At 65.3% G+C, this 20804-nt stretch carries 20 protein-coding genes; 10 read left to right on the top strand and 10 right to left on the bottom strand.

Annotation, left to right across the window (positions count from 1 at the left end; genetic code table 11):
* The first annotated feature begins 10 nt into the window (after nucleotides 1-10).
* The 4 genes from AC1Q7F_RS13765 to AC1Q7F_RS13780 all read left to right on the top strand — a co-directional run bounded on the left by AC1Q7F_RS13765 (nucleotide 11) and on the right by AC1Q7F_RS13780 (nucleotide 4762).
* On the top strand, nucleotides 11-1045 hold the full coding sequence (locus tag AC1Q7F_RS13765; RefSeq protein ID WP_492507707.1) for an FAD:protein FMN transferase: 1035 nt from the start codon (nucleotides 11-13) through the stop codon (nucleotides 1043-1045).
* Nucleotides 1045-2493: a sulfite reductase subunit alpha gene (locus AC1Q7F_RS13770; protein WP_492507709.1), complete on the top strand. Its 1449-nt coding sequence runs from the start codon at nucleotides 1045-1047 to the stop codon at nucleotides 2491-2493. The genes AC1Q7F_RS13765 and AC1Q7F_RS13770 overlap by 1 nt, the downstream gene beginning before the upstream one ends.
* A gap of 278 nt (nucleotides 2494-2771) precedes the next feature.
* Complete coding sequence (locus AC1Q7F_RS13775; protein WP_492507711.1) at nucleotides 2772-3554, top strand: DUF4198 domain-containing protein; 783 nt, start codon at nucleotides 2772-2774, stop codon at nucleotides 3552-3554.
* A gap of 89 nt (nucleotides 3555-3643) precedes the next feature.
* A complete protein-coding gene (locus AC1Q7F_RS13780; RefSeq protein WP_492507713.1) occupies nucleotides 3644-4762 on the top strand; it encodes a hypothetical protein in 1119 nt (372 codons plus the stop codon).
* Between the two features lie 51 nt (nucleotides 4763-4813).
* On the opposite strand, the gene cysC is transcribed toward AC1Q7F_RS13780, so the two are convergent.
* Genes cysC through cysG form a run of 7 tightly spaced genes read right to left on the bottom strand, consistent with a single transcriptional unit; the run spans nucleotide 4814 to nucleotide 12297 of the window.
* A complete protein-coding gene (gene cysC / locus AC1Q7F_RS13785) occupies nucleotides 4814-6745 on the bottom strand; it encodes an adenylyl-sulfate kinase (protein WP_492507715.1) in 1932 nt (643 codons plus the stop codon).
* 18 nt (nucleotides 6746-6763) lie between these two features.
* Nucleotides 6764-7579: a sulfate adenylyltransferase subunit CysD gene (gene cysD / locus AC1Q7F_RS13790; RefSeq protein WP_492507717.1), complete on the bottom strand. Its 816-nt coding sequence runs from the start codon at nucleotides 7577-7579 to the stop codon at nucleotides 6764-6766.
* Nucleotides 7579-8304 carry a phosphoadenylyl-sulfate reductase gene (locus AC1Q7F_RS13795; RefSeq protein WP_492507719.1) on the bottom strand — a complete coding sequence of 242 codons (726 nt, stop codon included), beginning with the start codon at nucleotides 8302-8304 and terminating at the stop codon, nucleotides 7579-7581. The genes cysD and AC1Q7F_RS13795 overlap by 1 nt, the downstream gene beginning before the upstream one ends.
* Nucleotides 8301-8810 (bottom strand): DUF934 domain-containing protein, encoded by a 510-nt coding sequence (locus tag AC1Q7F_RS13800; protein ID WP_492507721.1) that lies wholly within the window; start codon nucleotides 8808-8810, stop codon nucleotides 8301-8303. Before AC1Q7F_RS13800 ends, AC1Q7F_RS13795 begins: the two co-directional genes overlap by 4 nt.
* Nucleotides 8797-10515, bottom strand: a complete 1719-nt coding sequence (locus tag AC1Q7F_RS13805) for a nitrite/sulfite reductase (protein ID WP_492507723.1) — start codon at nucleotides 10513-10515, stop codon at nucleotides 8797-8799. The genes AC1Q7F_RS13800 and AC1Q7F_RS13805 overlap by 14 nt, the downstream gene beginning before the upstream one ends.
* Before the next feature lie 37 nt (nucleotides 10516-10552).
* Nucleotides 10553-10873, bottom strand: coding sequence for a DUF2849 domain-containing protein (locus tag AC1Q7F_RS13810; RefSeq protein ID WP_492507725.1), 321 nt, complete (start codon nucleotides 10871-10873; stop codon nucleotides 10553-10555).
* 17 nt (nucleotides 10874-10890) lie between these two features.
* A complete protein-coding gene (gene cysG / locus AC1Q7F_RS13815) occupies nucleotides 10891-12297 on the bottom strand; it encodes a siroheme synthase CysG (protein WP_492507727.1) in 1407 nt (468 codons plus the stop codon).
* A gap of 336 nt (nucleotides 12298-12633) precedes the next feature.
* Here cysG and AC1Q7F_RS13820 point away from each other — a divergent pair, with 336 nt between their 5' ends.
* The 3 genes from AC1Q7F_RS13820 to AC1Q7F_RS13830 all read left to right on the top strand — a co-directional run bounded on the left by AC1Q7F_RS13820 (nucleotide 12634) and on the right by AC1Q7F_RS13830 (nucleotide 14156).
* A complete protein-coding gene (locus tag AC1Q7F_RS13820; RefSeq protein ID WP_492507729.1) occupies nucleotides 12634-13407 on the top strand; it encodes a ferredoxin--NADP reductase in 774 nt (257 codons plus the stop codon).
* A 97-nt stretch (nucleotides 13408-13504) separates the two neighbouring features.
* Nucleotides 13505-13816, top strand: coding sequence for a nucleotidyltransferase family protein (locus tag AC1Q7F_RS13825; protein ID WP_492507731.1), 312 nt, complete (start codon nucleotides 13505-13507; stop codon nucleotides 13814-13816).
* A complete protein-coding gene (locus AC1Q7F_RS13830; RefSeq protein ID WP_492507733.1) occupies nucleotides 13806-14156 on the top strand; it encodes a HepT-like ribonuclease domain-containing protein in 351 nt (116 codons plus the stop codon). Before AC1Q7F_RS13825 ends, AC1Q7F_RS13830 begins: the two co-directional genes overlap by 11 nt.
* A 23-nt stretch (nucleotides 14157-14179) precedes the next feature.
* Here the strand turns inward: AC1Q7F_RS13830 and cysE are convergent, their stop codons facing one another.
* Complete coding sequence (gene cysE / locus AC1Q7F_RS13835) at nucleotides 14180-15019, bottom strand: serine O-acetyltransferase (RefSeq protein ID WP_492507735.1); 840 nt, start codon at nucleotides 15017-15019, stop codon at nucleotides 14180-14182.
* A 195-nt stretch (nucleotides 15020-15214) separates the two neighbouring features.
* Between cysE and AC1Q7F_RS13840 the strand changes: the two genes are divergently transcribed.
* Genes AC1Q7F_RS13840 through AC1Q7F_RS13850 form a run of 3 tightly spaced genes read left to right on the top strand, consistent with a single transcriptional unit; the run spans nucleotide 15215 to nucleotide 17161 of the window.
* Nucleotides 15215-15619, top strand: coding sequence for an acyl-CoA thioesterase (locus AC1Q7F_RS13840; RefSeq protein WP_492507805.1), 405 nt, complete (start codon nucleotides 15215-15217; stop codon nucleotides 15617-15619).
* The gene (locus AC1Q7F_RS13845) at nucleotides 15616-16509 is read left to right on the top strand and encodes a pirin family protein (protein ID WP_492507737.1); all 894 of its coding nucleotides are present in this window, start codon (nucleotides 15616-15618) and stop codon (nucleotides 16507-16509) included. The genes AC1Q7F_RS13840 and AC1Q7F_RS13845 overlap by 4 nt, the downstream gene beginning before the upstream one ends.
* Nucleotides 16510-16528: 19 nt before the next feature.
* Nucleotides 16529-17161: a glutathione S-transferase N-terminal domain-containing protein gene (locus AC1Q7F_RS13850; protein WP_492507739.1), complete on the top strand. Its 633-nt coding sequence runs from the start codon at nucleotides 16529-16531 to the stop codon at nucleotides 17159-17161.
* Nucleotides 17162-17165: 4 nt separating this feature from the next.
* Here the strand turns inward: AC1Q7F_RS13850 and AC1Q7F_RS13855 are convergent, their stop codons facing one another.
* Together AC1Q7F_RS13855 and AC1Q7F_RS13860 are read right to left on the bottom strand one after the other, a co-directional pair.
* On the bottom strand, nucleotides 17166-18443 hold the full coding sequence (locus tag AC1Q7F_RS13855) for a spinster family MFS transporter (protein ID WP_492507741.1): 1278 nt from the start codon (nucleotides 18441-18443) through the stop codon (nucleotides 17166-17168).
* Nucleotides 18444-18578: 135 nt separating this feature from the next.
* Nucleotides 18579-20792 (bottom strand): TonB-dependent receptor, encoded by a 2214-nt coding sequence (locus tag AC1Q7F_RS13860; protein WP_492507743.1) that lies wholly within the window; start codon nucleotides 20790-20792, stop codon nucleotides 18579-18581.
* Between the last annotated feature and the right edge of the window lie 12 nt (nucleotides 20793-20804).

The raw sequence follows: 20804 nt of genomic DNA on the forward strand, positions 1-20804 counted from the left end.
GGCGTCGATAATGCAGCAGACCGCCCCCCGAACCGATCCCATCCGCCTGATCCTGCCGGCCGACGCGCCGGAGGCGGCACTGCCACCGGCCACGGCCCCCGTGGTCCGGCTGTCGGGCACGACCATGGGCACCTACTGGTCCGTTTCCGTGATCGCGCCGAAGGGGCCGGAACCGCTGGCCCTGCGCCGGGGGATTATCGCCATTCTGGAGCGGGTCACCGCCTCCATGAGCCATTGGGACGCCGCCTCAACCCTTTCCCGTTACAACGCTGCAGAACCGGGCTGGGTGGCGGGCGATGCCGATCTGATCACGGTGCTGTCCACCGCCCTGTCGGCGGCGGCGGACAGTGACGGCGCCTATGACCCGGCTATCGGCGGGCTGGTCGATGCCTGGGGCTTCGGCCCGCCGGGGCCGGTCGATACACCCCCGGATGCGGCGTGCATCGCCGGCCTGCTGTCGGGCCCGCGCTGGCGAGACATCAGGATCGAGGATGGGCGCATCTGGCAGCCCGGCGGCCTGCGCCTGGATCTCTCCGCCATCGCCAAGGGCTATACCGTCGACCTTGTCTCCCGCTATCTGGCGGAGCGTGGCGTGGTCAGCCATCTGGTCGATATCGGCGGGGAATTGCGGGGCTGGGGCATCCGGCAGGATGCCACCCCCTGGTGGGTGTCCCTGGAACAGGCCTTGGGCCGTGATGGCCGGGCGGGCGGGTTGCCCACCCGCATCGCCCTGCATGATTGGGCCGTGGCCACCAGCGGCGACAGCCGGCGCTTCACCCTTGGGAGCGACGGGCGGCGCCTGTCGCACTCCCTGGACCCGCGCACGGGCCGGCCCGTGCCCGACGATCTGGCCACCGTCACGGTGCTGCATGCCGATTGCATGATGGCCGACGTGCTGGCCACGGCCTTGACTGTGCTGGGCCCCGACCGGGGATGGGACTGGGCGGCGGCGCGCCAGATCATGGCGTTGCTCGTCCGGCGCGACGGCACCGGCATCAAAGAGACCCTGACCCCGGCCCTGGCAGTCGTGGCGGAGGAGGCGTGATGGACCCCGTGGGTCAGCGTTACCTGTGGGCATTGGCCGTGCTGGCCGCCTATGGCCTGTTCTGCCTTCTGATCTTCCGCCGCCATGCCGCCCGGCACCGGCCGGCGGGGGTGGGTGAGGGCATCTTGGTCGCCTATGCCACCCAGACCGGCTTTGCCGAAACCCTGGCCCGCCATACGGTGGCCGGCTTGGTGGCCGCCGGTCAGAAGGCTTGGGCCGAAGCCATCGACCGCATCGACGCCGCCCGTCTGTCGGGCTTGAAACAGGCCTTGTTCATCGTCTCCACCACGGGGGAGGGCGATGCGCCCGACCATGCCGCCGGCTTCGTGCGCAAGGTGATGGGTGGGGGCGCCGGCCTGTCGGGCCTGCGCTATGGTCTGCTGGCGCTGGGCGACCGGGAATATGCCAGATACTGCGCCTTCGGCCATGATCTGGACGGCTGGCTGCGCCGGCAGGGGGCGGAACCCTTGTTCGATCTGGTGGAGGTCGATAATGGCGATGCCGGCGCCCTGCGCCATTGGCAGCACCATCTGGGCCAGATGGCCGGCCATGTGCATCTGCCCGACTGGCAGGCGCCGGATTACCAGGATTGGGTGCTGACCGACCGCCGGCACCTGAATCCGGGCAGCCCCGGCGCCCCCATCTTCCATCTGCGCCTGACCCCGCCGGCGGCGGCTGACTGGCAGGCCGGCGACATTGCGGAGATTGGCCCCTGCAACCCGCCCGAGTTCGTGGCCCAGGCACTGGAAGCCGCGGGCGGGGAGCGGCCGGAGACGCGGGGCGGCGTGACCCGGCCCCTGTCACACTGGCTGGCGGAGACGGCGCTGCCGGGGGGGATGGAGCCACTGCCGCACCGGGAATATTCCATCGCCTCGCTACCCGCCGACGGGACCCTGGATCTGGTCGTGCGGCAGATGGCCGGGCCGGACGGACGGCTGGGCCTGGGGTCGGGCTGGCTGACGCAACATGCGTCGCTGGGTGGCACCATCCGCCTGCGCCTGCGCCGCAATGTCGGCTTCCACCCGCCCATGGATGACCGGCCCCTGATCCTGATCGGCAATGGTACCGGCATCGCCGGCCTGCGCGCCCATCTGAAGGCCCGTGCCGCCAGGGGCCACGGGCGCAACTGGCTGCTGTTCGGCGAGCGCACCGCCATCCATGACAGCCTGTTCGGTGACGAGCTGGCGGCCTGGCAGGCGTCGGGCATCCTGACCCGCCTGGACCGCGCCTTCTCCCGCGATGGCGAGGTGCCGCTCTATGTCCAGCACCTGCTGGCCGCGGCCGGGGATGATGTGGCGGAGTGGGTGGGTGAAGGGGCCGCGATCTATGTCTGCGGCAGCCTGGAGGGCATGGCGGCCGGCGTGCATACGGTGCTGACCGACCTGCTGGGGGCCGAGGGGCTGGAGGCGCTGGCGGCGGATCGACGATACTGCCGGGATGTGTATTGAGGGCGTTCAGCCCCGGTCTCGCCCTGGGTTCCAGATGCGGATGATATCGACGTCGCCATCGGCAGCGGAGAAGAAGACGCGGCGGACCATTTCCGGGCAGGATCAGCCGTTTCCCGGTGAGGGGAAGAGGTCTGCAGGTGCGGATGGAGTAGCGTAACCATCGTGCAAATTTATCGCGGAACGGCAAAGAGGACCATCTTCATCGACGCCTTCTTCTTATAGATTGCGATTAATAGTGATTCTTATTAAAAGTGAATGACTATGATCTGGAGACCCAAATGCGCCCCCACCTGACCGCCGCCACGCTTGCCCTTCTCGCCCTCACCGGCTCGGCCACCGCCCACACCGGCTACCTGCAGCCCAACCTGTTCAACACGCCGCAGCGCGACCATGTCACGGTGCAGGCCTCCTTCACCGAGGAATTCTTCACCCCTGACATCGTGATGAAGGCCGATAACTATCATGTCGTCACCCCGTCGGGTGCCAAGGTGAAGCTGCCCAGCGTCACCTATCTGCGCGACCTGGCCCTGTTCGAGGTGGACCTGCCGGAGAATGGTACCTACCGCATCTCCACCGGCGTGCGCGAGGGGGCCAAGCGCAAGATGGCCCTGGTGAATGGCAAATGGGAGCCGGTGCGCGAGAGTGAAGGGGCGCCCGCCGGGGCCCGCGTCGCCGATGCGCAGAGCATCACCCGCTCCGACGTCTATGTCAGCAAGGGTCCCACCAGCGACAAGGCGCTGGCACCGGCCGGTGCGGGGCTGGAGATCGTGCCGCTGTCCCATCCCAACCGCGTCGACCCGGGGGCGGCCCTGCCCGTGCGCCTGCTGCTGGATGGCAAGCCGGTGGCCGGCGTCACCATCAGCCTGCACGGCCCTCAGCTGCCGGATGAGGAGGATGCCAAGGCCGTGACGGTGACCACCGACAAGGACGGCAAGGCCAGCCTCGCCCTGCCCAACGCCGGCACTTTCCTGCTGCTGGCCCGGCACAGGGTGGAGGTCGCCGACGGCCCGGTGGCTGTGAAGAGCCACAGCGCCACTCTCACCTTCGCGGTGGGGTCGTAACAACCGCCCGGCATACAATCACCCTATACCTGTCCCCGCATCCCATCTGTTAAGGTCAAAGCCTTGGAGAATGAACCGGAGCGGATGGGATGCTGACGGGGACGGCCGGATTGCTGCGGTTGCTGGGCGAGGGGAACAGCCGGGGCACGGCCGTGGTCGTGGATCTGCGCGAGGTGCCCTATGCCGAGAACCCGCTGTTTCGCCAATCCATCGTGCATCTGCTGGACAGTTTCGCGGCGCAGTTCCAGCCCGAAGTCGTGGATGTCGGCCGCTATGCTCAGGTCTTCCTGTTCGAGGATACCAACGCTCATCCCTTCATCAACAAGCTGAAGGCGGTGGCGGCCGATTTCGTGGAACAGCATCTGGGTGCCCCGCGCTTCACCATCCATCATCTGCCCCAGGATGCCGGGCGCCTGTCGGCCCTGCTGAAGCGCACGGCCCCGATCGGTGGAACGCCAGCGGCGGAACCGCCACCCAGCCTGACACCGGCCGAACAGCAGCAACTGGCGGCGGTGCAGAAACTGGCCGTCTATGAACAGGTGCTGGGCGGGGCCGATGTCTCTTCCCTGGTCCGGGAATCGCCCGTCTGGCGGCGGGTGGGCCCGCTCTGGGTGCTGGAATTCGCCGAGGTCACGGTGGCCATCGACCATCTGGAACGCGCCGTCGGCACGCCGCTGCGCCGCGATCCCTGGCTTCTGCAGCAGATCACCCCCGTGCTGGATCGCCGTATCATCCGGCATTTCCAGCACGAGCCGTCGCGCCTGGCCACGCCGCACAGCCTGAACCTGCAATGGCGTTCCGTGCTGGGACCAGTGTTCCTGGATTTCGTGCGCGACCTTTCCTATGAGCAGCGGCGCAACCTGATCGTGGAAATCGCCGCCACCGATGCCGGCATGGATGAGGAGGGGCTGGCCGACGCGGTCGATACGCTGCGCCAATGGGAATGCCGAATCGCCATCGACCATCTGAGTCTGCGCAACCTGGAGCCGGGATATCTGCCGCTGGGGGCCCTGGACTATCTGAAGCTGGATATCGGTGGCTTGGCCCTGGATGCCGATGCAGCCCTGCCACCGCTGCCGGCCTGGATGGCGGATTTCGGGGCCGACCGCATCGTCGCCATCCATCCGCGCGACGGCCGTGCGCTTCGCGCCTGCCTGTCGCTGGGATTGGCATTGGTGGAACAACGGGAGAAGCCGGTCACGCCATGAAGACCCGGCGCCGGTCCCCCGGTGCCAGGCCTTTCACATGGTCGATCCAGATCAGATACCGACCGCGTGGCCGTCCGCCTGCGACAGGGCGAAGTGGCGGCGGATGTGGGAGACCAGGACCTCGTTGCTGGTCGGGATGTCCATCTCCGAGGTGTCCAGCACCAGTTCCGGCTTCACCGGCAGTTCGAACGGGGCCGAGACACCGGTGAATTGCTGGATCTTGCCGGCCTGGGCCGCCGCATAGAGCCCCTTGGGGTCGCGGGCGGCACAGGTATCGACGTCCGCCCTCACCCAGACCTCATGGAAGCCGTCGCCGATGATGGAGCGGGCCAGATCGCGCAGTTCCACGGTGGGGGAGATCAGGCTGACCAGCACCACCGTGCCCGTCTCCGCCATCAGCTTCGCCACCTCGGCCACGCGGCGGACATTTTCCAGCCGTTCGGACGGGCCGAACCCCAGATCCTTGTTCAGGCCTTTGCGCATATTGTCGCCGTCCAGCACGGCCACGCGCCAACCGTCGATGAACAGGCGGCGCTGCGTGCCCATGGACAGAGTAGACTTGCCGGCACCCGACAGGCCGGTCAGCCAGATCACACCGCCGCGATGGCCGTTGCGCGCCTCGAAAGCCGCGCGGTCGACGGAGCTGTCGACGGCGGTGACCGGGCCGGACACGGTGACATTGGCCGCCGCCCCCAGCACCACGCAGCCGCCGACGATACGCCCGCCACGCGCCAGACCGGCCCGCGCCGTGATCGGCAACTCGCCGGTCAGATCGAAGGCGATGGGGGAGGAGGCGCGCAGCACGATTTCCGCGATGCCGCCCTGGCCCAGTTCGGAACCCTCGCTGTCGGTCAGGTGCTCCACATCCACCAGCCGCTCGAACTTCTCCACCACCACTGGATGCTCGGCGGTGGCCAGACGCAGGGAGATGCGGCTGCCGGCCGTCAGGCTCTCCGGGTCCAGCCAGAAGGCGCGGACGCGGATACTGGTGGCGATGTGCGGCATGTGCCCGGCCGGCGCGATCAGCTGACCACGCGACAGGGCCGCATCCTCGATGAAGGACACGGCGACCGACTGGCCGGCGCGCGCTTCATTCACCGGGCCCTTGCCGGCATCGATGGTGGCCACGGTCGCGGGCTGGCCCGTGGGGGCAATCTCCACCTTGTCGCCGACCTTCAGGCGCCCCGTCTCGATCCGGCCCACGGCCAGACGGGTGTCGCCCTTGCGATAGACATCCTGGATGGGCAGCCGCAAGGCGGCTTCGGTGCGCGGGGCGGCGGGGACCAGCAGGTCCAGCGCCTCCAGCAGCGTCGGGCCACGATACCAGCCCATCTTTTCCGACCGGCCGGCGATATTGTCGCCATGGCGGGCTGACAGCGGGATCACGTAAAGCGGCTCGATCCCCAGCTTTTCCAGATAGTCGCTGACATCCCCGGCCACACCCTTCCAGGCATCCTCGGCATGGTCGACCAGATCCATCTTGTTGACGGCCACGATCACCTTGCGCACGCCCAGCAGCGACAGGAGATAGGCGTGGCGGCGCGTCTGTTCGGAGATGCCGCGTTCGGCATCGGTGACCAGCACGGCGGCGTCGGCGGCGGCGGCCCCCGTCACCATGTTGCGCAGGAATTCACGGTGGCCCGGCGCATCGATGATGACGTAGGGGCGCTTGGGCGTCTTGAACCAGATGCGCGTGGTGTCCAGCGTGATGCCCTGGTCGCGCTCCACCTGCAACGCGTCCAGCAGGAAGGACCATTCCATGTGCAGCCCACGCTGCTCCGACACCTTCTTCAGCTCCGCCAGGCGGCCTTCGGGCAGGCTGTCCGTATCGTGCAGCAGGCGGCCGATCAGCGTGGACTTGCCATGATCGACATGGCCGACGATGACGATGGGATAGGGGGCCAGGGGGGCCTTCTTCACGATGTGACCTTGAGATGTCGTTGGGGCCGTCACGATTTCGGCCCGCAGGGCGGCGTTCGCCATGATCATTACATCCACTTCTTACAGGTAACCAGTAGCGCGCAACCGTTCAAACGCGTCTTCCGCCTCATGGTCCATGGACCGGCCAGAACGCTCGGGCGTGCGGGTGGTTTCAAGCTCATCGATGATCTCGTCGATGGTGGCGGCGTGGCTGTCCACCGGGAAGGTGATGCCGATCTCCCCCAGCGAGCGGAACCGCTTGCCGTCCCTGGCGAAATAGAGCGGGACCAGCGGAATTTCCTCCCGCTTGATGTAGCGCCAGACATCGATCTCGGTCCAGGCCAGCAGCGGATGCACGCGGGTATGGGTGCCGGGCGTGCGCTCGATCGTGTACTGGTCCCAGAATTCCGGCGGCTGATGGGCTGCCTGCCAGGCGCCGTCCAGGCCGCGCGGGCTGAAGATGCGCTCCTTGGCGCGGGTGGCCTGTTCGTCGCGGCGGATGCCGGTGATCAGCCCGTCGAACTGATACTTCTCCAGGGCGGCAGCCAGACCCAGCGACTTGCGGGCCGCGATGCGGGTACCGGGCGGCAGGGTCGGGTCCGTCATCTCGATCGGCGGACATTCATCCTTGATCAGGTTCAGGCCCCATTCCTGGGCATAGCGGTTCCGGAATTCATAGCTTTCCGGGAATTCCAGGCCGGTATCCAGGTGCGCCACGGGGAAAGGCAACTCGCCCATGAACGCCTTGCGGCATAGCCAGATCAGGACATTGCTGTCCTTGCCCAAGGACCAGAGCAGGCCCAGACGCTTCAGGCGCACACGCGCCTCGCGCAGGATATAGATGCTCTGGGCTTCCAGCTGGTCGAGATGGTCGAGATGTTGATCGGTGCTGCTCATCAGGAGGCTCCCACCAGATTTGTTGCGGGCGGAAGCGGCAGGTGGATTCCGCATTCCGTCTTTTCCTGACCGCGCCAGCGGCCGGCTCTGATATCTTCACCCGCGGTAACGCGGTCGGTGCATGGCATGCAGCCGATGGAGAGGTAGCCGTCCTCCTCCAGTGGATGACGCGGCAGATCATACCGGTCCAGATAGGATTCCACATCGGCACGGGTATAGCCCGCCAGCGGATTGATCTTGATGCGACCCTCGGCGGCTTCGAACAAGGGCAGCTCGATACGCGTCGTGGCCTGATAACGCTTGCGGCCGGTGATCCAGGCGGGAAACGGCGCCAGCCCGGCATCCAGCACCCGTACCTTGCGGAAATCGCAGCACGCCATGTTATCGGCGCGCCAGAGGATGCCGTCCTTGTCGTGGGCCTCCTCCGCTTCCCTGGTCGGCGACAGCTCGCGCACACCCGTCAGGCCCAGCCGTTCCACCAGCGTTCGCCGGTAGCGCAGGGTTTCCCCGAACAGTTTGCGGGTATTGACGAACAGCACGGGCAGGTTCCTGTCGATCTGTGCAACCTGATGCAACAGGACAGCACTTTCCGTGCCGAAGGAGGAAACCAGCGCCAGCTGGCCGTTATATTCCGTCTCAATCAGGGGTCGGAGCAACTCCACCCCCTCCAGATGGCCGTAGCGCGCCGTCAGATCACGGGCGCGAGCCTGTATTGCGGATGTCATGCCGGGACCGTGCCTTTCAGGTGGCGGCGCAGCAGCGAGGTGCCGCTCTCCTGGCCCAGGGCGGGCTGGAACGCCACCGAGATTTCTTTCAGCGCGTGCGCCCAGGCGGGCCCCACCTTGTCATCGGCGACCACCACCGTATCCACACCCACCCGGGTCAGGAACAAATACTGGTCGGGGATGATATGGCCGAAGGCGCGGATTTCGCCCTTATAGTCGAACCGCTCGCGCAGTTCGCGGGCGGCGGAGAAGGCGCGGCCGTCGCGGAATTTCGGGAACTCCAGGGCGATCAGGGACAGGGACCCCAGATCGTTCGCCACCTCGGTCGCCAGTTGACTGGATTTCAGCCGAACGCCGACGGCGTCGCGACGGGCGGTCAGGGCATCTCGCTCGGCACGCCAGCGGTCGAGCGAGACGATGACGGCGCCGTCGGCGGGAATGTCCTGGTCGTCAGCAAGGTCGGTCCAGCGATCGTCGATGGGCAGACCACGATCAAGCACGGGCATAGAGAGCCTCCTTGAACGGGGCGTGGCCGGTACGGGCCAACGTCTGAATGAAAATCTCGCCGGGCTGGCGCAGCTTCACGAAGGTGTTCACCACCGTCTCGACCGCATCGATGATGCCGTCATAATCGAAGCCGGGGCCAACGATCTCGCCCAGGGCCGCATGGGTACCGGCATCGCCGCCCAACAGGATCTGGAACAGTTCCTCGCCCTTCTTGTCGACGCCCAGGATGCCGATATGGCCGACATGGTGATGACCGCAGGCATTGATGCAGCCGCTGATCTTGATCTTCAGCTCACCCAGATCATGCTGCCGGTCCAGATCGGCGAACCGTTCCGAAATGCGCTGGGCCACCGGGATGGCGCGGGTATTGGCCAAGGCACAGTAATCCAGGCCGGGGCAGGCGATGATATCGCTGATCAGGCCGGCATTGGCCGTGCCCAGCCCAGCCTTGTCCAGCGCCTGCCACAGCGCATACAGGTCGTCCTGGCGGACATGGGCCAGGACCAGGTTCTGCTCATGCGTCACGCGCACTTCACCGAAGCTGTAGAGGTCGGCCAGATCGGCAACGGTCTCCAACTGGTCGGATTCCGCATCGCCCGGAATGCCGCCGATGGGCTTCAGGGAGATGGTGGCGATGGCATAGCCCGGCGCCTTGTGAGCGGTCAGGTTGGTGCGGGTCCAGCGGGCAAAGGCCAGATCGGCGGCCTTTGCGGCCTCAAAACTGTCGGAGATGGCGGGCAGATCGACCCAGGGCGGCGGGGCGAAATGGGTCTGGATGCTGTCCACGATGGCGGGATCGACATGGAATTTCTGCCGCGGCAGGCGGGCATATTCCTCTTCGATCAGGCCGATGAACTTCTCAGGCCCCATCTCGTTGACGGTGATCTTGATGCGCGCCTTGTAGATATTATCGCGGCGTCCCAGCTGGTTATAGACGCGCAGGATGGCTTCCAGATAGCCGATGATCTCTTCCACCGGCACGAAGTCGCGCGCCTTCACCGCCAGATAGGGGGTGCGGCCCTGGCCGCCGCCGACATAGACGGTGAAGCCGATGCGGCCCGTGCCCTCGTCCTTCAGCGCGATCAGGCCGATATCATGCACCTGGACGGCGGCGCGGTCATTCGGGCTGCCGGTGATGGCGATCTTGAACTTACGCGGCAGATAGGTGAATTCCGGGTGCAGGGTGGACCATTGCCGCAGAATCTCGGCATAGACGCGGGGGTCCACCAGCTCATCCGCCGCCGCACCGCAGAACTGATCCGTGGTGACGTTGCGGATGCAGTTGCCGCTGGTCTGGATGGCATGCATGTCCACTTCGGCCAGTTCGCGCAGGATGGCGGGCACATCCTCCAGCTTGGGCCAGTTGAACTGAATGTTCTGGCGCGTCGTGAAATGGCCATAGCCCTTGTCATAGACGCGCGCGATGCGGGCCAGACGGCGGACCTGGGTGGTGGACAGCATGCCGTAGGGCACGGCGACGCGCAGCATATAGGCGTGAAGCTGGAGATAGAGGCCGTTCATCAGCCGGATGGGCTTGAACTCCTCCTCCGTGATCTCGCCGCGGATGCGCCGCTCCACCTGGGCGCGGAACTGCTCCACCCGCTCGAAGATGAAGGTCTTGTCGAATTCGTCATAGCGATAGACGGCGGCATGCGCGTCGGCCGGCTGATTGCTGCGCAGGGCGGGGGTGTGCGTGTCAGGCATGGGGGTCGGGCCTGTCTTCTCTGTCAATCGTGTGGGGTCAGGCAGCGGGCTGGCGGGCCTGCTTGCCCAGGTCGCGGCGGACGGTGGGTCCGATGGCCTTCAGCCGCTCGCGCAGATGGGTGGGGCGGGTGCCCTGGTCCGTGATTTCCACATCCAGCGGATAGACATCGACGACCAGCTGACGCTTTTCTTCGGCCTTGGCGAAATCAAGCGCCTGGGCGATGGCATCACCTTCGAATATGGCGGCCAGCGCCACATCCTCCACCCAGACATTGCCGGTGCCCAGCCACACGGCCTCCCCGTCCAGAAGACGGCTGGCGGTAACGGACTGCTGGGTTCCCTTGGCTTTGACCAACATCTCTCAAGACTTCCCTGTCAAACGGCTTCGCGCAGGTGTTCGGGCACCAGCGTGGTGATAAGGGCGGGGTCGGCCAGACGGACGACATCGCCGATGATGATGATCGCCGGCCCCACCAGCCCATGCGCCGCCGCCAGCGGTGCCAGGGTGGCCAGCGTGCCCGTGATCAGCTTCTGATCCGGCCTTGTGCCCTTTTCGATCAGGGCGGCCGGGGTGTCGGCCGGCATCCCGGCCTCGGTCAGATGCCGCGCAATGGTCTCGGCCGCCGACAGACCCATATAGACGACCAGCGTATGGCGCAGACGGGCCAGCGCCTGCCAGTCCAGGTCCGGTTCCCCATCCTTGCCATGGCCAGTCACAAAGGTGACGCCAGCGGCATGGTCGCGGTGGGTGACCGGGATGGCGGTGGAGGCGCCGCAACCCAGCGCCGCGGTGATGCCGGGGACGATCTCCACCGGGATGTTGGCGGCGCGCAAGGCCTGCATCTCTTCCCCACCACGCCCGAACAGGAACGGGTCGCCGCCCTTCAGCCGGACGACGCGGTGGCCGGCCTTGGCCTCTGCCACCAGCAGTTGGTTGATGGCATCCTGGCTCATCGTGTGGTGTGACTTGGACTTGCCGACATAGTGACGGCGGGCGTCGCGGCGGACATAGTCCATGATCCGCTCATCCACCAGCTTGTCATGCACCACCACATCGGCGTCCTGCAGCACGCGCAGGGCGCGCAGGGTCAGCAGATCGGGATCACCGGGCCCGGCGCCGACCAGCGCCACTGTGCCCGTCTTGGCCTGCCCATAGGCGGGATTGTTGACGGCGGCCAGCAGGCCGTCGCGCGCCGACTGTTCCCGGCCGGCCAGGAAGTCACGCGCCACGGGGCCGTCGATCACCGCTTCCCAGAAGCGGCGGCGGGCCGTCTCGCTGTCGCGCGTGGCCTTCACGGCGGTGCGGAAACTATCCAGCAGACTGGTCAGCCGGCCCAGGCCCGGTTCCAGCGCTGCTTCCAGCCGTTCGCGCAGGCGGCGGACCAGCACGGGGCTGGCCCCGCCTGACGAGATGGCGATGGTGATCGGCTCGCGGTCGATGATGGCCGGCATGATGAAGCTGCACAGCGCCGGCTTGTCCGGCACATTGACCAGGATGCCGGCGGCATGCGCAGCCTCGGCCACGGCGCGGTCCACATCTTCCACATCGGTGGCGGCGAAGATTATCCGGTGGCCGTCAACATCACTTTGTGTGAAATCCCGCGCAATAATCCGGTCGGCCAGTTTGGCCAAGTCGGGATGGATTTCGGCGGCGACGATGGTCAGGCGGCATCCGGCCTTGGCGACCAGCCGCGCCTTGCGCAGCGCCAGTTCGCCCCCGCCAACCACCAGAACCTTCTGCCCTTCCAGGGGCAGCGTCACCGGAAAACCACGCAACGCCATTGCTCAGCTCCACCTCTACCGCACCTGCGGCATAGGTGAGATTTGATCCTGCTTTCACGCGATGTCGAGGTGAAATATTATTTCTCCAATATTCCTACGTATAATATAGGGATTAATATCCGTCTTAAAAATTGAGCTTTATCAATGACATGAAGATAGGGGTAAAGTAGGTGTTAATGACACTCATCGGGGGTGTTCACGGCAGCCATGCGCCGGGGGCGCGGGCGGGTGTGAAATAGGCGGTTGAACGGGCAGTCCATGTACATTAGCTCTGCTGTCGTTGCGGAGCCATGGCGGGGACTCCGTCCCCACCACGTCTTGACGAAGGAAGATGACATGAGCGCGTTTATCGAAGGCAAGGTGCTGTCCGTCCACCATTGGACCGACACGCTGTTCAGCTTCACCTGCACGCGCGACCCCTCATTCCGCTTCGAAAACGGCCATTTCGTGATGATCGGCCTGATGGTGGATGGCAAGCCACTGGTCCGCGCCTATTCCATCGTCAGCCCGAACCATGCCGAACATCTGGAATTCCTGTCGATCAAGGTGCCAAACGGCCCGCTGACCAGCCGCCTGCAGCATATCCAGGTGGGCGACACCGTCATCTATGGCCGCAAATCGGTGGGCACGCTGGTGACCAGCAGCCTGGTCCCGGCCAAGAACCTCTACATGTTCTCCACCGGCACCGGCCTGGCGCCGTTCATGAGCATCATCCATGACTATGAAGTCTATGCCAAGTATGACCGCCTGATCCTGACCCATACCTGCCGCACGGTGGGTGAACTGGCCTATCACGACTATATCACCGACACCCTGCCGAACGACGAGTTCCTGGGCGAGGAGGTGCGGGCCAAGCTGACCTATTACCCGACCGTGACGCGTGAGCCGTTCCGCAACCAGGGCCGCATCACCGACCTGATCCGCAATCACAAGCTGTTCGAGGATATCAAGGCCGCCCCCCTGGATCCGGCCAACGATGTCGCCATGATCTGCGGCGGGCCGGACGTGCTGGCTGAGACGGTGGAACTGCTGAAGGAACGCGGCTTCAGCGAAGGGGCCGGGCATACGCCGGGCAACTACGTGATCGAAAAGGCGTTCGTGGAGAAGTGAGCTGGACGGGGCGCCGAGAGGCGCCCGGTTCGTTTCAGGCTATAGGGGACGCCTCGGGATTGGTGTAGTATTGAGCCATCCGGTTCGGAGGAATGGCATGCTGCCCCTGATCGACATGCGCCGTGAGGACATTGCCGAACTTTGCCGGCGGTTCCAGGTGCGCCGCCTGGATGTGTTCGGGTCCGCCGCCAGGGGCGATGATTTCGACCCGGACCGGTCGGACATCGATTTCATCGTCGAATATCGATCCGACACCGGTGCCCCCTCATTGCAGGAATTCCTGTCCCTGCGGGAGGAATTGCGCAATCTGCTGGGGCGGGAGATTGACCTGACGGCGGCCGGTGACATCCGCAACCCTTATGTCCGCGCCGATATCGATCATTCACGGAAGCAAGTTTATGCGTCGTGATCCGAAGGCATATCTATGGGACGTCCGCGACAGCGCTGATGCCATCACCGAATTCATCGCCGGCCGTTCCTTCAAGGATTATCAGGCCAGCCGGATGCTTCGCTCGGCCGTGGAGAGACAGTTCGAGATCATCGGCGAAGCGCTTGGGCAACTGGCGAAAGCTGCACCCGACGTCGCGCGCCAGATACCAGACTTCGTCCGGATCGTCGCTTTCCGCAACCTACTGATCCACGGATACGCCGTAGTCGATGACGCGATTGTCTGGCGGACCGTGCAGGAAGATCTGCCGGGCTTGCGGACAGATGCCGACCGGCTGCTGTCACAGCTGGATGGCGACTGATTAGCTTTCAGCCGCCTCAACGATCAAATATCCGCCCCGGCATCGCGATAATCCGCGAACACATGGTCCATGACCCGTGCGGGGTTGGAGCAGCCGGCCTCACCGACGATCTTGGCGGGAACGCCCGCGACCGTCACGGCGCGGGGCACGTCGCGCAGAACCACCGACCCGGCGGCGACGCGGGCGCAGTCGCCGACATGGATATTGCCCAGCACCTTGGCATTGGCACCCAGCAGCACGCCAGAGCCGATCTTGGGATGGCGGTCGCCATCCTCCTTGCCGTTACCGCCCAGGTTGACGCCATGCAGCATGGAGACATTGTCGCCCACCACCGCCGTCTCCCCCACCACCACACCCGTGGCATGGTCGATCATCACGCCGCGGCCGAACCGGGCGTTGGGATGGATATCGACGCCGAACACCACCGATGACCGGCTTTGCAGGTACAGCGCCATGTCGCGGCGGCCCAGATGCCAGAGCCGGTGGGCCATGCGGTGGGTTTCCAGGGCCTGGAAGCCCTTGAAATACAGCACCGGCTCGACATGCCGGTGGCAGGCGGGATCGCGGTCCAGCACGGCGGCGATGTCGGCGCGGAAATCCTGGCCCAGCGTGGGCTCCGCGTTCAGCGCGTCGGTGAAGGCCTGCACCAGCAGTTCGCCCTGCACATCCTGATGCGCCAGACGGGTGGCGATACGGTGGATGACGGCCATTTCCAACGTCGGCTGGTTCAGGATGGCGCCATAGAATAGGGCCGCCAGCAACGGTTCATCCGCCACCGCCTGCGCGGCCTCATTGCGCAGCGCCGCCCAGATCGGGTCCAGGTTGACGAGCGTCTGGGGAACGACGGGGGCGATACGCGGCATGGGGCCGGCCTTTCAGCTGGGTTCTTCCGGCTATTTGATCATAGGGAAGGGGCTGCGCAAGGGTGATCAGCATCCATTTCTGGAATGGGTGCCACGCCGACCCGTGCGCGGCGATTGTCGACAGACGTCGAAGGCCCGTGCATCATGCTGTTTCAAAAAGAAAATCCAGGGGGCGTGATCGTGGGGGACGAACTGATGCGGGGTGGCGATGGCTGCCCCATCGAGCCGGCGGTGCGCACCATCGCCATGCCGGCCGACACCAACCCGGCGGGCGACATCTTCGGCGGCTGGCTGATGGCGCAGATGGATCTGGCGGCGGGCAATGCCGCCGGCCGCCGGGCGCGCGGTCGATGCGCTACCGTCGCCGTGGACGGCATGGTCTTCCACCGGCCCGTCGCCGTGGGGGACGAGGTCAGCCTCTATGCCACGATCGAGCATATCGGCCGCACCTCCATGAAGATCCATGTGGAAGCCTGGCGCCGATCCCGCTTCGACGAGGCGCGGTTCAAGGTGACCGAGGCCCTGTTCACCTTCGTTGCCATCGATGAGGGCGGGCGCCCCCGCGCCATTCCGCCCCTGGAAGAGGAGGAAGCATCGTGACGCTTGCCAGCAACAGCCCGGTCGATCTGATCATCGTGCCCAAGAGCCATGATGTCGGCGGGTTCGAGGTGCGCCGCGCCCTGCCGAGCGCCAAGCGCCGCATGGTCGGGCCCTTCATCTTCTGGGACCAGATGGGCCCCGGTTTTCTGCCGGCGGGCACCGGCCTGGACGTGCGCCCGCACCCGCATATCGGCCTGTCCACCGTCACCTATCTGACGGAGGGCGAGATCATGCACCGCGACAGTGTCGGCAGCGTCCAGGCCATCCGGCCGGGTGCCGTCAACTGGATGACCGCCGGCAAGGGCATCGTGCATTCCGAACGCACCGAGGCGGGGTTACGCGCCAATGGCAACCATCTGGCCGGTATCCAGAGCTGGATCGCCCTGCCGCAGCGGTTTGAGGAGATCGATCCCGGTTTCGCGCATTATCCGGCCGACGGTCTGCCCATCATCAGCGACCATGGCGTGTGGATGCGCCTGATCGCCGGCGAGCTGTTCGGGGAGGCATCCCCCGTCCGCACCCTGTCGGAGACCCTCTATATGGAGTTGCTGCTGGATGCGGGGGCCAAGGTGGAAATTCCGGCCAGCCATCCCGAACGCGCCCTCTACCTGTTCGACGGGCGGATCAACATTGCCGGTGATGTGTTTACCGCAGAGGGCGGGCAGGGGCAGTTGCTGGTCCTGCGTGAGGGCGACGCCCTGACCGTGACAGCGGAATGCAACACCCGCCTGCTGCTGCTGGGTGGGGAGCCGATGGACGGCCCACGCTATATCTATTGGAACTTTGTTTCCTCCTCCAAGGAGCGGATCGAGGATGCCAAGTCCGACTGGCGCAACCGCAAATTCCCCGATGTGCCCGGAGAGACGGAGTTTATACCGCTTCCGGAATGATAATTGATACGGAGCCGAAATGACTGAGCCGGTGCGAGTCCTGGGCAAGGCATCCTCCATCAATGTCCGCAAGGTCCTGTGGACCTGCCGGGAGGTCGGGCGGGATTTCGTGCAGGAGGATTGGGGCAGTGGCTTTCAGCCCGTCGATACCGACGCGTTTCGGGCCATGAACCCCAATGCCCAGGTGCCGGTGGTGCAGGTCGCCGATGGCTATTTGTGGGAAAGCAACAGTATCTGCCGCTATCTGGCGGTGGATGCCGGCCGCACCGACCTGCTGCCATCCTCACCCTTGGCCCGCGCGCGGGTGGAGATGTGGATGGACTGGCAGGTGGCGGAACTGAACGTCGCCTGGCGCTACGCCTTCATGGCATTGGTGCGCAGAAGCGAGCGGTTTGGCGATCCCGCCCAGGTGGCGGCCAGCGCCACCGGGTGGAACCGCCTGACCGCCATCCTGGACGCGCAACTGGCGCGGACCGGGGCCTATGTGACGGGCACGGACTTCACCCTGGCCGACATCGTGTTGGGCCTGTCGGTCAACCGCTGGAAGATGACGCCGATGGAGCGCCCACCCCTGCCGGCGCTGGAGGGCTGGTGGAACCGGTTGCTGGACCGGCCGGGCTTCCGGGAATTCGGGGCGAACGGCGTTCCCTGATCCGTCAATCCCGGTGCCAGTCCCGCGCCAGCCGCTTCGACGCCAGGAAGAACAGCAGGGCCGCCAGGGCGTAGAAGCCCAGGCAGTAGAGAATGGAGTAACGCAGGCTCTCCTGACCATACTCCGTCCGCAACAGGTCGGACAGGCGGCCGAGGAACCATGTGCCGAAGCCGATACCCAGCAGGTTGTTGACGAACAGGAAGATGGCCGACGCCGTGGCCCGCATGTTGGCGGGCACCAGATGCTGCACGGCCGACAGGGTTGGCCCCAGCCACATCAGGGCCAGCGCCGTAGGCACGATGAACAGCAGGAAGGCCGTGGTCAGGTCCGGCACGGCCACGCCGGTGGCATAGAAGGGCACAGTGACGATGAAGGCCAGGGCCGGCACGCGGGCATAATTGGCCTTGTCCCGGGCCCCGAACCTGTCGCCCAGCGACCCGCCCAGCCAGACGCCGACAATGCCGCCGGCCAGCACGATGCCACCATAGAACAGCGACCGGTCGATCAGGCTGAGCCCATGGCTGCGCTCCAGGAAGGAGGGCAGCCAGAAGGCCAGCCCATACCCCATGATGGAGGAGCAGGAGGCACCCAGCGCCAGCACCCAGAAACTGGGCTTGGTCAGCAGGAGGGACATCACCGCCGACAGGCTGGCGGCCGGCGCCTTTTTTCCCGCTCCGTCCAGGCCACCGCGCACCGGTTCACGCACGGTAAACTTCAGCAGCGGCGCCAGGGCCAGACCGGCCATACCACAGATGACGAAGGCCCAGCGCCAGCCGATCTGGTGGGCGATCAGGCCGCCGAACAGCACACCCAGCGCCATGCCGATGGGAATGGCGAAGCTGTAGACGGCCAGGGCGCGGGCCCGTTGCTGGGGCGGGAAATAATCAGCGATCAGGGAATAGGCCGGGGCCACGCCCCCCGCCTCGCCCACGCCCACGCCCAACCGACACAAGAATAGCTGCCAGAAGCCGGTCGCGGCCCCGCACAGCGCCGTGAAGCCCGACCAGATGGCCAGCGAGACGGTGATGATCCAGGTGCGGTTGAAGCGGTCGGCCAGCATGGCGATGGGCACGCCCAGCGCCGTGTAGAACAGCGCGAAGGCCAGCCCGCCCATCAGCCCCAGCTGGGTATCGGTCAACCCCAGCTCCGCCTTGATGGAGGAGGCCAGGATGCCCAGGATCTGCCGGTCAATGAAATTGAAGATATAGACCAGGATCAGGATGACCAGCACATAGGTGCGATAGGCATTGCCAGAGCGGCTGTCGGTCGCTGAGCTGTTCATCGCGGTCCCTTGAAACGGGTTCAGGAAAGAAGGGCCGCGTCTCCAGAGGAAACGCGGCATCAGTCAGGGAGATAGTCACATGAAACGCTGTTCGGAGGCGAGGGGGGCGGTGCCGGGGCACCACCCCACCAATGCTTAGAACCGGTACTCCACCGTCGCCGTCACGGTGCGCGGCGCGCCATAATAGCCGATGATGCTGTCACCGAACAAAGCGCCGGGGAAGTTGTAGCCGCCGACGCGGTACTTCTTGTTGCCCAGGTTCTTGCCATGCACACCCACCGACCAATTGTCGCTGGCTGCCGTCCACACCGCCGACAGGTCGTAGAGCATGTAGCCATCCTGATCCAGGGCAGCGTTGGGGAACTCGAACAGCGAGAAGGCGGAGCGGTGGGCCGCCGAACCCGTCAGGGTCAGGGTGCCGGCATCGCCCAGATCATGGCTGTAGGTCAGGCCGAAATTCGCCGTCCATTTCGGCGTATTCTGGAACACGGCGGTATTGGCGATGTTGTCGTAGACCTTGGTGGTCAGGTTATAGCGCAGGAACTGCTTGAACTCCGCGTCGATATAGCCGATGGCGAAATTGGCAGTCAGTTCATCGGTGACGGCGATGACGCCTTCAGCTTCCAGGCCCTGGATGGTGGAGGAGCCGACATTGTCCACGAAGCTGACCACCGTCGTGCCCGATGGCACCTGGGTCGTCACTTGCTGCCCCTTATAGTCGGAATAGAAGGCGGCCAGGTTCAAGGTGGCGCGACCGTCCCAGAAGCGGGACTTGGAACCCACCTCGTAAGTGTCCACCAGTTCCGGATCATAGCCGTTGGCCGTGTCCGGGGTGGAGATCACGTCACCGCGCATGTCGAACCCGCCCGACTTGAAGCCGCGGCCGTAGGATGCGTAGAGCGTGAAGTCGCGGTCCGGCTCATAGGTCAGGCTGACGCGGGGCGTGAACTCGTCGAAGGTGCGCTGGTTGGTGTAGTTGGAGCGGATCAGGGTCGGGTTGCGCGGCGTGCCACCGAACAGCGGGCTGGTCAGCCCGGCATAGTTCACGCGGTAGACGGTGCCTTCCTTCTTGTCCGAGGTATAGCGCGCACCCACCGACGCCTTGAACTGGTCCGTCAGCTCATAGGTGAAGTCGGCGAAGGCGGCATAGCTCTTGGTGTCCACCGAACCCGACGTCAGGGTGGTCAGGTTGGCCAAACCCAGGATCGTGTCGAACGCACCCTCGGCATGGGCATCCATGTAATAGAGGCCGGCGACGCCCTTCAGCCGCTCGCCCTCATAGACCAGCTGCAATTCCTGGCTCAGCTGGTCGTCCTTGTAATAGGCGGGGATGTCGAGGATCTTGGCGGGCAGATTGTCGAAATCGATGACCGTATCGGACCGGCCGTCGCGATAAGCGGTGATGGATTTCAGCATGACGCTGTCATTGACGTTATACTCCGCCGTCAGCGAGGCGCCCTGGTTCTTCACCTTCTGCTTGCCGGTCAGGCCGGCATTGGTGTTGTAGACGTCACCCAGCACCGGCACGGTCGGCGTGGCAACCAGACGATAGCCATGGCGGGGATTGCTGTCGTCGATGGTCTTGTCGGCGGCGACACGGACGAACAAATCCTCGTTCGGCTTGAATTCCACCGACAGGCGGCCGGCCGACACGTCCTTGTCGTAATGCTCCTGGCCGGTATTCAGGTTCTTGCCATAGCCGTCGCGGCGGTACAAAGCCACGGCACCCGACACGCCCACGGTCTCGGTGACCGGTGCGGAGCCGGACAGGATCAGGTCGGTCTGCTTATAGGAGCCGACCTGCACCTTGGCCTTCATATGCGGTTCGTCATCGATGCGCTTGGTCACGTATTTGACTGCACCGCCGATGGTGTTGCGGCCATAGAGCGTGCCCTGCGGCCCGCGCAGTACCTCAATCCGCTCGATATCGAAAATGTCCAGCACGGCGCCCTGCGGGCGGGCGACATAGACATCGTCGACATAGAGGCCCACGCCGGGCTCGAAGCCCCAGAGCGGGTCTTGCTGGCCGACGCCGCGGATGAAGGCGATCAGGGTGGAGTTGGACCCGCGTGCCACCTGCATAGTCAGGTTCGGCGTGGTCTTGGTCAGTGCCGTGATGTCGGGCGTACCGACAAGATCCAATTGCTCGGCCGTAAAGGCGGAGATGGAGACGGGCACGTCCTGCAGGCTTTCCGCCCGGCGCCGTGCCGTTACGACGATTTCGCCCAGCATGGCTTCCGACGCGGTTTCCTGCGCCTGGGCCTGTGCCATGGCGGGCAGTGCCCCCAGGCTGGTCAGCGCCGTGCCGGCGCAAAGAATGGCGGTTGCGGACTTCACCAACGTCTTCATGGTTCTCCCTTT

It is taken from the genome of Niveispirillum sp. GW835-FHT14G11, assembly GCF_058793615.1.